Source organism: Nostoc sp. KVJ3 (assembly GCF_026127265.1).
In the GTDB taxonomy this organism is placed as follows: Bacteria; Cyanobacteriota; Cyanobacteriia; order Cyanobacteriales; family Nostocaceae; genus Nostoc.
The window spans coordinates 1,680,993-1,695,455 of sequence record NZ_WWFG01000002.1; the positions used below are offsets into that span (position 1 = coordinate 1,680,993).

At 41.8% G+C, this 14,463-nt stretch carries 14 protein-coding genes; all 14 read right to left on the reverse strand.

Annotation, left to right across the window (positions count from 1 at the left end):
- Window positions 1–490 precede the first annotated feature (490 nt).
- The 14 genes from GTQ43_RS23275 to kdpB all read right to left on the reverse strand — a co-directional run bounded on the left by GTQ43_RS23275 (window position 491) and on the right by kdpB (window position 14,463).
- Window positions 491–1,282, reverse strand: coding sequence for a GH25 family lysozyme (locus GTQ43_RS23275; RefSeq protein ID WP_265275099.1), 792 nt, complete (start codon window positions 1,280–1,282; stop codon window positions 491–493).
- 97 nt (window positions 1,283–1,379) lie between these two features.
- Entirely contained in the window at window positions 1,380–2,012 is a 633-nt protein-coding gene (locus tag GTQ43_RS23280) for a DUF4232 domain-containing protein (protein ID WP_265275100.1), read from the reverse strand.
- Window positions 2,013–2,135: 123 nt separating this feature from the next.
- Window positions 2,136–3,083, reverse strand: a complete 948-nt coding sequence (gene pip / locus GTQ43_RS23285; protein WP_265275101.1) for a prolyl aminopeptidase — start codon at window positions 3,081–3,083, stop codon at window positions 2,136–2,138.
- 241 nt (window positions 3,084–3,324) lie between these two features.
- Window positions 3,325–5,085: an iron uptake porin gene (locus tag GTQ43_RS23290; RefSeq protein ID WP_265275102.1), complete on the reverse strand. Its 1,761-nt coding sequence runs from the start codon at window positions 5,083–5,085 to the stop codon at window positions 3,325–3,327.
- Window positions 5,086–5,389: 304 nt separating this feature from the next.
- Window positions 5,390–6,850: a hypothetical protein gene (locus tag GTQ43_RS23295; RefSeq protein ID WP_265275103.1), complete on the reverse strand. Its 1,461-nt coding sequence runs from the start codon at window positions 6,848–6,850 to the stop codon at window positions 5,390–5,392.
- Window positions 6,851–6,964: 114 nt separating this feature from the next.
- The gene (locus GTQ43_RS23300; protein WP_265275104.1) at window positions 6,965–7,219 is read right to left on the reverse strand and encodes a hypothetical protein; all 255 of its coding nucleotides are present in this window, start codon (window positions 7,217–7,219) and stop codon (window positions 6,965–6,967) included.
- Between the two features lie 105 nt (window positions 7,220–7,324).
- A complete protein-coding gene (locus GTQ43_RS23305; RefSeq protein ID WP_265275105.1) occupies window positions 7,325–7,846 on the reverse strand; it encodes a pentapeptide repeat-containing protein in 522 nt (173 codons plus the stop codon).
- A 37-nt stretch (window positions 7,847–7,883) separates the two neighbouring features.
- The gene (gene kdpA / locus GTQ43_RS23310) at window positions 7,884–9,584 is read right to left on the reverse strand and encodes a potassium-transporting ATPase subunit KdpA (RefSeq protein WP_265276525.1); all 1,701 of its coding nucleotides are present in this window, start codon (window positions 9,582–9,584) and stop codon (window positions 7,884–7,886) included.
- 34 nt (window positions 9,585–9,618) lie between these two features.
- Window positions 9,619–10,017, reverse strand: a complete 399-nt coding sequence (locus tag GTQ43_RS23315; RefSeq protein ID WP_265275106.1) for a hypothetical protein — start codon at window positions 10,015–10,017, stop codon at window positions 9,619–9,621.
- 68 nt (window positions 10,018–10,085) lie between these two features.
- The gene (locus GTQ43_RS23320; RefSeq protein ID WP_265275107.1) at window positions 10,086–10,595 is read right to left on the reverse strand and encodes a hypothetical protein; all 510 of its coding nucleotides are present in this window, start codon (window positions 10,593–10,595) and stop codon (window positions 10,086–10,088) included.
- Window positions 10,596–10,599: 4 nt separating this feature from the next.
- On the reverse strand, window positions 10,600–10,956 hold the full coding sequence (locus tag GTQ43_RS23325; RefSeq protein WP_265275108.1) for a TrkA C-terminal domain-containing protein: 357 nt from the start codon (window positions 10,954–10,956) through the stop codon (window positions 10,600–10,602).
- Between the two features lie 448 nt (window positions 10,957–11,404).
- On the reverse strand, window positions 11,405–12,046 hold the full coding sequence (gene kdpC, locus GTQ43_RS23330) for a K(+)-transporting ATPase subunit C (protein ID WP_265275109.1): 642 nt from the start codon (window positions 12,044–12,046) through the stop codon (window positions 11,405–11,407).
- The gene (locus GTQ43_RS23335; RefSeq protein ID WP_265275110.1) at window positions 12,046–12,315 is read right to left on the reverse strand and encodes a potassium-transporting ATPase subunit F; all 270 of its coding nucleotides are present in this window, start codon (window positions 12,313–12,315) and stop codon (window positions 12,046–12,048) included. Before GTQ43_RS23335 ends, kdpC begins: the two co-directional genes overlap by 1 nt.
- A gap of 6 nt (window positions 12,316–12,321) precedes the next feature.
- Window positions 12,322–14,463, reverse strand: coding sequence for a potassium-transporting ATPase subunit KdpB (gene kdpB, locus GTQ43_RS23340; RefSeq protein WP_265275111.1), 2,142 nt, complete (start codon window positions 14,461–14,463; stop codon window positions 12,322–12,324).

Sequence of the window (14,463 nt, forward strand, 5' to 3'; positions counted from 1 at the left end):
TAACAGGGAACAGGGAACAAATGAGTGTATGGAGATTTGTTCAGAAATCAAATATTAGTCCGAACTACTAAGTAAATAAGCATAATTTAACATCCATCTTAATTAGTAATTCATCGCTCCTAGTAAGGTTTTTCAGCACGAAAATCTCTTACTACAAACTTGAATTTATTCACAGCTAGCTACTTATTGAAAAGCCTTCAGACTAACGTCAGGGATTTTCAATAAGTAGCTATATTTCAAACAACTAAACTCACTAATCAAAATCAGTAAACGAGGGAGCATCCCAATTTTGCAAATTTATCAAATATATTGTCATTGCGAATGAAGTGAAGCAGAATGAAGCATAAGTCATTCGGACACGCTTCGCGAACGCAAAGTTTAGATACTGCGATTGCTTCCCTCCATTTCATTACGCTCACAATGACTTGTAACGATTTTGGTAAATTTGCTTGAATTGGGATGCTCCCATTTATTGAGTATACAATCCGTTCTAAATCCACAGCAAAGCTACCCAAGTTTTAATACCAACAATTCCATCAGCTTGCAATTTCTTAGATGTTTGGAAACTAACAATTGCATTCTTAACTGACTCGGAGAAATGCCCATCAATGGCATCAGTATATAATCCAATATCTTTTAGTTGCTGTTGTAATTGTGTGACTCTTAACCCAGAATCTCCTAGCTGCAATCCATTAAATCTATTCAAATCGGCTCGACCACTAACACCAGCAACACCAGATACATCACCTGCATATTGATGGATAAGGTATTGCCTTTGCCAAGGGCTAGGAATACTTGGGTTCTGGGTTCCATAGTGGGCAATCCATAATGGATAGCTAGCAAAATCAGATGGATTGCCAAGTTCTTCCCAGAAACTGGGGGAAGTATAAATGATTGGTTTGATTCGTTTTTTTGTTTGTTGTAAAAGGGCTTTTTCTACTTCTGCCAACCACTGCTTCGCTGCATTAATTACAGCTTGGCTATTTGCATTGTCAGTTACCTCTATATCCAGAACAGGTGGTAAGTCTCCAGATTCTAATTGCCCCAACTTGTTTAAGAATTCCTTTGCTTGCTGAACCGGGTCAGATGTACGGGGGTGAAAGAAATGATAAGCACCCCGAATAATACCAACGGTTCTCATGGTCTGCCAGTGATGAGTAAAAGCAGAGTCTTTAATGCTAACTCCTTCCGTGGCTTTGACAAAGGCAAAGGTTTTACCAGAGTTTTTTACAGCTGTCCAATCTACTCTGCCGTCTTGATCGGCAACATCAATTCCTTGCATAAAATTTTTAACCTTTTTGAACAGTACAATCCTGGACTTATCAGAGGCTCTAATCAAATTTATGCTATTTTTGGATCTTTGAGTAAATTACATAAATTTACAAGACGGCCCGCACTGGAGTCACTCTAACTTTGCCTGTACAAGGTTTGATTTCTTCTGTGAGGGTAAGGTGTTGGTAAGCATTAGGAGGTGTGATTTCAATCTTACTAGAGATTGGGCAGTTATCCTGTGGGGAACTAATGTGGTTGTATGCGACCTGGAATGAGGCTTGTTTTCCAGGAGCTAGAGTTACTTCTTGTCGAGGTTGCTTACTTGAAAAATAAGTGTCTTTGGAGCGAATAACTTTAACCCCCTCCAAAGGCTGACCTTTTGCATCTAGTAGCGCTAATCCTGGATAACCGTAGAGGGTGCAAGGGGATGAGGAATTATTGGTGAAGGCGTAGGTGAGTCCAACATTTCCAACGCCAGCATCTTGGGAGACTCGACGCACTGACAATTGGCTAGTTTCACAGCGCGTCGAATTCGTGGCAATAGTGGCTTGAGGGGTAGAATTGTCTGTAGTTTTTCCTGTGGATGTAGGTGTTGAGTTCAACACAGCTTCTTTCGGCGGCTGTTCAGTGGTTGCTGGTAAAGCTTGTGGTTGTTTTGTTACAGAGTCAGAACCGACACAGCCAGTTGTCATCACAGTCAGGAGTAACAACATACTGCTTTCCACAATTAGAATTCGCATATCTTTTTTTGTAGTGAACTACTTACATTGATGCTTCATATACAGTATAAGTTTCCAAATTCATAAGGATTAGCGTTGCTGTGGGTTTAGTCTGACACCTCTCCATTCCAGAGACGAAAGTATTCAACCGAATTCGATATTATCTGTTGCTTGAATCAAACCACTGCAAATTCCCGGTTCACTCATCGAATGTCCGGCATCAGGAACCACTATAAATTCGGCTTCTGGCCAAGCGCGATGTAATTCCCAAGCTGATATCATCGGGCAGACGACATCATAGCGTCCCTGAACAATTACAGCCGGAATATGGCGGATACGGTCTATATTTAAAAGTAATTGATCTTCAGTTTCTAAAAAGCCCTTATTCATAAAATAATGGCATTCAATACGTGCGAAAGCTGAAGCAAATTCACTCTCGCCAAACTTTTGCATAAGCTCTGGGTCTAAAAAAAGTCTACTGGTACTAGCTTCCCAAATTGACCAAGACCGAGCTGCTGCTAATTGAATTTCTAAATCTGGACTGGTTAGGCGTTTGTAATATGCTGCAATCAGATTATCACGTTCGGCGATCGCAATTGGTTTGAGATATTCTTCCCAAGCATCAGGAAAAATATAGCTAGCACCCTCTTGGTAGAACCATCGCAACTCTTTTTGCCTCAGCATAAAGATGCCACGGAGAATTAATCCCGTGCAGCGAGAGGGATGGGTTTGACTGTAGGCTAATGATAAAGTGCTACCCCAACTACCACCGAAGACTGCCCACTTTTCTATACCTAAATGTTGGCGCAGTTTTTCGATATCACTGACTAAATCCCAGGTGGTGTTTTCTCGTAATTCAGCATGGGGTGTACTTTGACCACAACCACGCTGGTCAAACATTACTATCCGCCATTTTTCTGGGTGAAAATATTGTCGATAAAAAGGTGGACATCCACCACCAGGGCCGCCATGTAGCAAAACGATTGGTTGACCTTGGGGGTTTCCTGATTCTTCAAAATGGATGGTATGAAGCTCGGAAACCTTTAAGCTACCTTCTAGGTAAGGCTCAATGGGTGGGTAAAGTTTTCGCATTTAGGATACTTGTCAAGAAGAATTCAGGAGTCAGAATTCACAATTCAGAATAAATTCTGACTAATGATTCCGATGGTATGGAGCAAGCGGATTTATCCGTGGAATCAATCTAAAATCGTTCGACTGACTTGTACTGAGCGTTGTCGTTGGCGCAGCCTCTCGTAGAGAAGTAGCGCTCACGACGAAATCCAAAATCCAAAATCCAAAATTGTCTGACTCCTGACTCCTGTTTGATTAGCCTTTAGAAGGTAAAGGTAGTTCTCAGTGTACCAATGATTGCATCATCGTTATTACCAGTAACTTGACCAGGATTTGTTAACCAAATTACTCCGGGTGTGATGGAGATATTGTCGGTTACGCGATACTTATAGAAACCTTCAAAGTGGTATGGCTTATCAGCAGTGTTACTTCCAATATAAGGTTCAACACCTGCGAAAAGTCCTAAAACGTTGCCCTTCTTACCAAAGTCTGGCAGAGCTAACCCAGCCCCATAACTCCAAACTTCACCATTATCATTAGCACCAAGTCCTGTGATGTTGCTGTAAAGTACAAAGCCACTAATCGACAGTTTATCACTTGGTTTGAAAGCAGCCTCAAAGCCGTAAGAATTACTTACGTATGGATTGCCACCGACACCAATGCCACCGATGCCAGGGGTACTGTTGGCGAGAAAGTTGGCTTGTGAAGTCCCAACTACAGGATTAGTGCCACCAGCGTTGAATAGAACGCTATTGGCGCTATTATATGCGTGGACGTAGGTTGCAGCTAAGGTGATGCGATCGCCTACTTTTAAGTTCAACTGTCCTAAAGCGGCATAGTTACCCTCAAATAAACCCGAACCTGGGTTAGGGTTATTCGCTTCCGATGCCAAGTAACCAAGGGTTAATGAAGGTTGAAAGCCACCGCCACCTTTACCAAAGGCTAAGTTAACGCCAGCACCTGCACCGCCGCCAATCCGATAAATTGGGCTTTCAGAGGCAAAGGTAGACAAAGCACCGTTACCGCCATCATAATCCTCAAAGTATGGGTTGACGGTAGGAACGTAATCGCTGTGAATACCTCCAGTCGCAGCAACGTAAACTTGGGAGTTGCCAAGGGGGAAGTAATAGGACAACCAATCTACAGAAACACCGTTGTTGGTAGTAGGGGATAGGTTAAAGGTTTGAGTCCCTTCAAATGTGCCATTTCGTAAATTTAAAGGAGTTGCATTCCCTGCTGCAAGCCTAGTATGCAAGGTATCTTTACCTGTAAAGCTGGTTTGCAAGTCTAAACGTACCCTGTCTTGAAAAACAGTGTTGTTGTTGTCGTTGCTGCCAAAGTTGTCGGTGACGGCAAAAATTGCTTCACCAACTAGCTTGGTTGTAGTAGAAAATTGATGCGCTTCCAGTTCAGCAGTCCGTGCTTCGACAGCATCGACTCGACCACGCAAAGTTGTTAGTTCGGCTGAGAATTCCTCTTGTAAACGCTGGAGGGTTGCCAAATCCTGTTTTGTCACCAAGTCAGCAGTTGCAGTGGCAATCAGTTCATTAACTCTATCTAAACAAGCATTTAAACCTGCGGCAAATTCATAACGAGTCAGGGCCCGGTTGCCTCTGTAAGTACTATTGGGGTATCCAGCAATACAACCATAGCGTTCAACCAGAGATTGCAAAGCTTGGAATGCCCAATCAGTCGGTTGGACATCAGAAAACTGAGAAACTGATGTGACTTGAGACAGGGAATTCTGGTTATTACCTTCGCCACTGTAGCGATTAACGTCTTCTAAAACCTTGTTTTCATCAGTCTTTTGAGCAACCAATTGCTGATTAACTTTTGGTTGCTTTGTTGGAATGAATATTGCAGGATTAGAAGCTATTGGTACTTCTGTCTGAGCCGTTTTTACCTTTATATTTTCAGAAGAGCTTGCTATTTCAGTAGCTATAGCCCTAGCGGAAACCAACACCGTCACTCCCAAAACTACTGGACTTAGTACCAGAGTTTTCCACAATAATAGATGAGACATTTTTATTTTCCTTTCCCAAAAAAGACCCTAAATCACTGGGTTCAAGAAAAAGAGCACAAGTATTTATTCCAATTCGGTTCGGATAAGATTTTGAATATATGTGCTATCCATGTAGAGACTCGAAATTTCGCGTCTCTACACACTCAACAATGACTGCCATAAAACTTAACCGAACCATTTTGGCAGTTATTCTACTTGTTGAAAATCTTATCAGATTGTAGTAACTGAAAGATATATTTGACAAGATTTTTACGGATGAAGAATCGTAAAGTCTTGCGGATGCAATCTTTGCCAGATTAAAAGCTTATGCTTGAATTTCGCTCAATTTTGAGCCATTCCTGGACTTTAGCTTCTTGTTTTTGACTCGGATTTGCGGTAAATCTTTTTTATCTTTGTAGAAGTAACAGATTTCTACTAGAGTTGGCCATATTTCTAGAGAACCGTGAAATTGGCTAATCACATCATCGATAATTCTAGAAACGTTTTGCTGAAAAAAGTCGGGTTCAAACCCATAAAATACTCTCGATAAGTTCTCCGCAAACAATTGGAGAGACTGCTTACGTTCTTCGTTCTGGGCAGACATTGAGGCTTTGACAACCTGAGTGTGGATAGCAGAGATTTTTTCCAGGATTTCCTCAGAGTCTTGTAATGTCACCTCACCAGAGTAATCAAACTTGATTCCCAGGTCATCAAGATGATAAACACTGCTCTTAATCTTCCTTTTCAGCAAGCTACATATTTCTTCATTAAAGAGTTCACTAGCGAGAGGATTACGCATATAGTTATTTCTAATATGGTTCTGGACAGCATCAACGTGGGCAGCTGCAATGCCCTCTTGCTGTATCCAAATCCTATAGATATAATCTTCAAATCTAAGCCGAGTAGGAAAAAAGGGTGGTAAACCTAGCTGATTATCATATCCGGCGACTCCACAATCCATTCTCCAGTTCTTGTTGGTAATGACAGGTCGAAAATTAGTTAGAATATAATAATCATTCAGGTCATTAGGACTGATTTGATTTTCATCATTGAGATACATGTGAATAAAATCAAGTGTATCAATATCATTAGTTCCTGTACGAAAAGTCTGGGCAATCTTGACGATCGCATTATTCAAGACTCTTCCCTGTTGTAATAAGAGGCTGTTTTCTCGAAAGTAGCCCTTGGTGGTATTGGTTTCTAAATCCATTGCTGTATCAACAACCAACTCTCCAGCTTCAAAGTTTTCTGGTACTTGGCTGGCTTTTTTACCTAGAACATCACCAAAAGCCGTAAGTAAGTCAAAAGATTTATGGACATAGCCGCCTTGTTGGGTGGACTTGATTAATTTTCCTCGACATATTTCGTCGCCTGTTAAAGATTCTGGGCTAGTTTCAATCAATGCATCTGGTCGCATATCGTCATCGGCACTGACCATTAAATGCCCAAGGGTATACATTAGCGTGAAGTTGCGATTTCCACCGTAACTAGGTCGGAATAAGTTCTTGACGAGTGATTCTAGCTTGCGATCGCGCAGTCTTTCGTTTAAAAATGTAATAAATTGCTCTTTCTGCTGAGGGCCGACATAATACACATCATTGACTGTCTTAGTCTGCTCTAAAAGTGGGTAATATTTCTCGTGGTTGGCAATGCTGGAATCATCAAAGACGATAATTTTTACAGCATGACCATTTGCCCAGAAATTTTCATCATACTTTTCAATGGTCTGTGCTACATCTCTCAATCGATGAGTCGGAATAACAAATATCGTCTCTTTTGATTTCATAAAATTTGTTTAGGGGGATCAAATTAAGTTTGAAATTTTCAAACTCGGTTTAAACGTTTTCAGTCTACTAATCACTGCATTACTGCTGTTGCATATCATGATTAGTCAACTACATTAAACTGGTAAATCGCTACCGATTCCCAGATTATTCTTACTACCTTCCAACTGTTTCCAAAGAGCCTCAATTTTACTAAAGGCTTCTTCTGTAGATAGTTTTCCAGCAGTTTCTAAATTAGTGATGTAGCTAACTCTTTGAGCAAATTCTTGGAGGTTAGCATTAAATACTAGATTCTCTGGCTTCAAGTGACCGTAGTAGCGACTTCGAGGGTAGAGAAAGCTATTTTTATCTTGATAAGTTGGTTGTATCATTAATTTACTTCCGACTAATACCGACTAACGGTGAGATTGCTCCAGAGCAATGATATTAAGCTGATTATTTTGGCGAAAAAATAATTTATCTAAAACCTGATTTTTTTAGATATTTGGTTGCTGATTACAGCGATTTGAGAGCATTCCACTTGGCAATACTGTTTCACAGAGAGTTATGGAATTACGACCTTGAATGTCATTATTTTTTGAAGCTTTGATTAAATTAGCATAACTAAGATTAGCATTCCTAAAATCGGTTCCTTCTAGGTTAGATGCTGACAAATTTGCCTTTTGTAAATCAGAATCAGCTAACAATGTATTCTTGAGGTTCGCTCCAGTTAGATCGGCTCCTTGAAGATTGGCATTCCGAATATCTGCCCACTCTAAATTCGCATATCGGAGATTAGCATTTTTGAGGTTAGCTCCCTGAAGATTTGCCGATCGCAAGTCAATTTTTTGTAAGTTTGCCCCGGAAAGGTTTACTGCTGATAAATTACAGCCAAAACACTTTCTGGTTTCTTGAAGCTGTTGAATTACATACTGTTGAAGCAAATTATTCCCTTGGCTAACCAAGGAGGGAGTCAGGACAAATGCCATTGGAATTAGGGGTCGTAAAAAGAGATTCATAAATACCAACTCCAGTCTAAAAGTGAGAAATTAAAGGTTATCTTCCTATAGCAATTTGGAAGGCTTCCGCAACAGGCCCTAGAACCAAAACAGGAAAAAATGTCAAAGCTCCCAAAATTAAAATCGTGGCAGCAGTCACACTGATAAATAGTTGGGTATCTGTATTTAAGGTTGCGCTTGAGGTAGGTATGCATTGCTTAGACGATAAGCTATCTGCTAGTAGCAACAAAGCAACAATCGGAATAAACCGTCCCATCCAGAGGGTAAATGTTGTTGTCAGGTTCCACCACAAAGCTGTCGGGGCGGGTTGGGTATCTGCCAAGCCTTCAAAACCGGAACCGTTACCCGCTGCCGCCGATGCATATTCATAAATCACCTGGGTAAAACCATGAAAGCCAGGATTACTCATCCCTGCAAGTTGGTCAGGAAAAGCTAGAGTAATAGCACTGGGCAGTAAAATTAATAATGGGTGAATCAGAATAATTACACTTGCTAGAGTAATTTCCCGTTTTTCGATTTTTCGTCCCAAAAACTCTGGCGTTCGTCCCACAATTAAGCCAGTCAGGAATACTGCCAAAAACATATACACCACCAAAGAAGCTGCCCCAGTGCCCATCGCACCCCAAATCACTTGCAAAAATAGGTTGAGCAAAGCACAAAATCCGCCCGATGGCATCAGCGAGTCGAACATCCCATTAGCAGAACCAGTCATGGTTGCTGTTGTGGTGATGGCAAATAAGGCAGTTTCCGCCCAGCCTAACCGGACTTCTTTTCCCTCCAAATTGGGTTGCTGACTACCCAAGAGGGCATTCACGGCGGGATTTCCTTGGTATTCCCCGATCGCAGTTATGCTAATTAAAACTACAAAAATGGCGAATACCATCCAAAACAGTAGGCGACTCTGTTTTAAGTTACCGATGAAGACACCGTAGGTATGAAGTAATGCTGTGGGAATCAGCAACATTGCTACCACTTGCAGCAAATTTGTCCCGCCGTTAGGATTTTCAAAGGGATGAGCAGAGTTACCTGCAAAGAAGGCTCCACCGTTTTCACCCAGCAGTTTGATGCTTTCAAAGTGGGCAATGGGGCCACGAGCGATCGCTTGGGTTGCTCCCTCTAAGGTGGTAAAATTGACTGGCCCGGCGAGGGTTTGAGGCACACCGCCCAACATCAATAACACCGTACTGGCGATCGCAAATGGTAGCAAAACTCGCGTAATTGAGCGAGTCAAATCTACATAAAAGTTACCTAAAGGATTACCTGTTAAGCCGCGAATAAAGGCAATTCCCACCGCTAATCCCGTAGCAGGTGCAACAAACATCAAGAAACCCAAGGCTGCGATCTGGCTCAGGTAGGACATTGTGGTTTCTGGTACATAGTGTTGCAAATCGGCAGCAACTAAGAAAGAAATGGTGGTGTGCAGTGCTGTATCCCAAGTGGGCATCCCTAAATTGGTGGGGTTCAAGGGTAGTAAACTCTGAAAGAGCAGTAGTAGTAATGCTAAAACTGCCATTGCTGTATTGCTGAGTAACAGAGCGATCGCATATTCTCTTCCAATCATGCTCTGTTGCGGTTCAATACCAATGAAGAGATAAATTAAGCGCTCTAGTGGGTTCATTACTACATCAAGCCAGGTTCTTTCCATAGAAAAGACTTTAGCGAGGTAGTTTCCGAGCATTGGTACTGACATCACAACTAAGAACAAGGTAAGAAAGATTTGCACAAAGCCTTGGAGCATAATCGGAAAACTGGGCATAAAGCGATCGCCTTACCTATTTTGCACTGTAGTCAGAGCAATTGATCGCTTCTTTAGTTAGAGCCGTGGCAGGATTGACTGCACACTTTAGATAAGAGTTGTTATTAAAAAATTGGCAGCTTTTACAGGGATGTTGCTGTAGATGTTTGATGCTTACTCTTTCATCTTTATGCGGCACTGCATTTTCTGGGGGATCTTCTACGGATTTACAGAAAGATGAAACAATAAAAACCAAGGTTCCCCAAACAATCATGAAGGTAATGTGAGCCAAAAACACTGCTACAAAAGTAATGTCTCCGTCCTGTGATTTTGTGTTATTACCTGTTGCCTTAACTAGGTCAGCTTCAATCAGGGTAGACTGATGAACACTTTTTTGGACGGATACATAAAGTCGGAAAAACTCCGAAGTATGCATATTAAAAACAAGAAAGTTAGTCGAACTCAGATTTAGTAAAGGTCATCTAAATTAAACATCTTCAAAAGCTAGGGAGAAACTACTGCTTTGTTTGGTTTCGATCTCAGTTTTGGCAATAAATTTGTGATGGAAAAGGAATTAGAAGTATTGACTATTTGTAACTTTTCTTCACTTGCTGCCCGATCGCTAATTGTGTCTGTATTGGTGTTGCTGCTCCAAGGAGAGGTAATCACTTCAATTTTATGAATCTGGACTAATCTGGAATAGTTGAGGATAACAGTACCCCAAGCCGTAGTTTCTGGCTTCATTCGAGTTACCAAAAGCGTAGCAACTCCTGCCGCTAACCAATCTCCTTGTAATATGGGTGGAGCTTCAACAATTACAATCGATTCAGTGGGAATAGCATGATTGGCTCTAATTTTTTGTCCACCCATAAACAGGGTTTCGATAAAAAATATTTGATTACCTTTAGAGTGAATATCGCTAATTTCACCCTTAAATTGGATTGTAATATTAGCACCTAAATCTTTAATCATCTTTGGGTCAGGTGCATGATAAGAGAAGAAGTAAATGTTCATCTATCTAATGATATGTGGAATTGAAACTATTTGTTCCATCAGAATCAACAAATTGACTGGTTGTTGGTCGAGCTTCTAACAAGCAGATATTGAGGCAATAGTCAACAGAATGAATTTTTTTCAGAGTTACTTTGAGAGCCGGAATCATCATCGGATTGGTTGCTATTGCTAAAATGTAATCTTCAGCAAGAATAGTAGGATTATCTGTTGCTGAAACGACTTGACTATCTCTGAGAATTCCTAAAAAAACGCATTGTTCAGGCAACTTAATTTCAGTTAAATGAATGCCACAGTAAAAGCTATTAGCTTCAATTAAAACACCAAATAGGCTTGGTTCTAAAGTTTGTTGATTTTTGAACACAAAACATTTTTTTAACTCTAATATCATTGTGCAATATTTTACACAAAAAACTCTTTTCTTTAGATATATTTTATAGCTATATAAAATGTATTAGACATCTGAAATATATGTTTATTAATTAGCTAGATAAGCATATATTTAGAGATATAGCCCTACTAAATCCGGTTCTGTTAAGGCAGGAGAAGCGGTAAATCGCCGTCTTTACAATCATCAGTCCTTCGTCCTGACGGTGATTTATCGCGGATTTGGAATCTAGATATTTTCATCAAATAACCTTAACCGAACCGGATTGATTATAGTCATACTTAATCCATTTATGAATAAAGAAATCCCCGACTTTTTTAAGAAGTCAGGGATCTGAGTCTTAGATAGTGAAATTAAGGCTTTTTAACTAACCCATAGAGGTAGGCTTTATTTGTGTAGATGCGGTTTCTAACCGCCAATTTCTCTACTTTGCCTTAATCTGATCCAGAGCTAAATTCAGCTTCAACACATTAACTCCAGGTTCGCCAAAGATACCAAGAAAGCGGCCATCAGTGTTTTGAGCAATCAAAGTTTCCAGTTGATTTGGCTGAACTCCTCGCGCCTTAGCCACTCGCGTAATTTGGGCTGTAGCAGCTTCTGGGGTAATGTGAGGATCGAGACTAGAACCGGAGGTGTAGACTAAATCGCCAGTTGGCTGTACACCTGCTTTTTTCAAACGAGGCAAATCGCCCTCAATTTTTTTGGTGGGGTCTGGATCGTCTTTACCTTTGATGCGTTCCAGTAATGCAGGATTACTGGGAGCCAAGTTACTAGCGCCAGAAACCCCAGTTTTCAAAACTCCCCCATCGTCCTTTTTAGGATCGGCTGTACTGTAGCTGGTGCTACTGGGACGGCTGTTAAAATAGCGATCGCTAGTAAAAGGTTGACCAATCAAAGCAGAACCCACAACTTGACCGGCGCTATTTTTCAGTAAACTGCCATTGGCTTGAAACGGAAACGCAATTTGCCCAATGGCAATCATTGCAAAAGGATAAATAATTGCTCCAATTACCCAGAGTAGCAAGGTAGAACGAACAGCTCTGCTAGCTTCACGTGCAAAACTCATTAGAATTTCTCCGGTACAAACATTACAAAAAATAGATAGATGGAAAGCCCTAATGTCACCATTCCTAACAGTCCTAATCCCCAAGATTGACTGCGGGAAAGTTGTTCGCCAGTAGCTGCATAGACTATAGGTGCAACCACTAAGTTGAAACACATCGCTAGGAACAAATACAGTGGCAGCTTTTGTCTCCGCCATTGACACCAGATATCAGTTATTTCTTCAAGTACTTGAGATGCAACGATAGTGCGTTGGATATGAAAGGGTTTCATAGTAAATTAAGACAAAGGTAAGATAATATCTATCAGTTTGATCGCAATAAAGGGAGCAACAATCCCACCAAGACCATAGATGAAGATGTTACGACGTAGCAGTTGATCTGCTGTTAAAGGTAAAAACTTTACCCCTTTGAGTGCTAGCGGAATGAGTGCCGGAATAATCAAGGCGTTGTAAATCAGCGCTGAGATGATTGCAGATTGGGCGCTCTTTAATCCCATAATATTCAGTGCGCCGATTCCCGCAGCGGCAAAGATGGTGGGAATGATCGCAAAATACTTGGCGATATCGTTAGCAATGGAGAATGTTGTCAAGGCTCCACGGGTAATTAGCAACTGTTTACCTATGGTTACTAGGTCAATTAGCTTCGTGGGGTCAGAGTCCAAGTCCACCATGTTAGCGGCTTCTTTGGCAGCTTGCGTCCCAGAGTTCATTGCCACACCCACATTTGCTTGAGCCAAAGCAGGGGCATCGTTAGTACCATCCCCTGTCATTGCCACCAGTTTACCCTGAGATTGTTCAGAGCGAATTACCTCAATTTTGTCTTCTGGAGTCGCTTCGGCAATGAAATCATCCACCCCAGCTTCTTCAGCAATTACCGAAGCGGTAATTCGGTTGTCACCTGTGAGCATAACGGTGCGAACACCCATCCGCCGTAGTTGGTCAAATCGTTCTCTTAGACCAGGTTTGACAATATCTTTAAGGTAGATAACACCATAAATTTTGTCATCTTGGCAAACAGCTAAAGGTGTACCACCTAATCGGGAAACTCGCTCATAAGCTGCGTCTATATCATCAGGAACGTTACCACCACGAGAACGGACAAATCCTTTAATAGCATCTACTGCTCCTTTGCGAATTTGTTTGCCATCGGGTAGATTTGTGCCACTCATCCGGGTTTTCGCCGAAAATTCCACACCTTCGGCTTTGTCGATATTAAAATCTACCCCAGCCTGAGACTTTTCTGCTAAAACTACAATTGACTTGCCTTCTGGTGTTTCGTCAAACAAGCTAGCAGCTAGGGAGACTCGCGCCACGTCTATTAGTGAGTGGTTATTCAAGGGAATAAATTCGTCAGCCATCCGATTCCCCAGTGTGATTGTGCCTGTCTTATCTAGCACCAAGGTGTTGATGTCACCGCAAGCTTCTACTGCTCTACCAGAGGTAGCAATGACGTTGAATTGGGCAACTCTATCCATCCCTGCAATCCCGATCGCACTGAGCAAACCACCGATAGTTGTGGGAATCAATGCTACCAGTAGCGAGATGAGAATCGCAATACTACCACCAGTCCGCAAACTGTTTCCCGCTTCCGGGCCAAAGGCTGTGCTGATAAAGTTGGCGATGTAGCTCACATAAGGAGGAATGGTTGACACTACAATCAAGAACACCTGCGTTAACACTGCCAACAATACCGTCAAAGCAATTTCGTTGGGAGTCTTGGTGCGTTGTGCCCCTTCTACTAAGGCAATCATGCGATCGATAAAGCCTTGACCAGGATCGGCACTAATGCGAACCGTCAACTCGTCTGAGAGGAGGCGTGTACCTCCTGTCACCGAACTGGCAATATCTGTACCTGGTTGCTTTAGTACAGGGGCAGATTCCCCAGTAATGGCAGACTCATCCACTGAGCCGATGCCTTTAATTACATCCCCATCGGCGGGAATCATATTATTTGCAACCACCTTCACCAAATCGCCCCGTCGTAGTTCCGTCGAATTAACTTGTTGTATGGAACCATCAGGGAGGATTTTATTAGCGATCGTGTCCGATCGCGTCGATCGCAGTGAATCAGCCTGTGCTTTACCGCGTCCTTCAGCTACGGCTTCGGCAAAGTTGGCAAAAACGAGGGTGAAAAAGAGAATGAAAGTAATCAACCCATTTAACAAGCGTTGTTGGTTGATATCTGCTTGGACTGTGCCAAACAGATTTGGGTTCAGGGTTACTAAGAAGGTGACAATTGTCCCCACCCAAACAACAAACATCACTGGGTTTTTGACAGTAATTCGAGGATCGAGCTTGACAAATGACTCACGAATTGCTCTTTGGTAAAGTCCCCGCATATCTGCCTTGGGGGTGTGCCTACGCGAGTCACGAGTTCCAGATGGAATACGGGGCGAAGGAGAATCAGTAGTAGTTGGCAT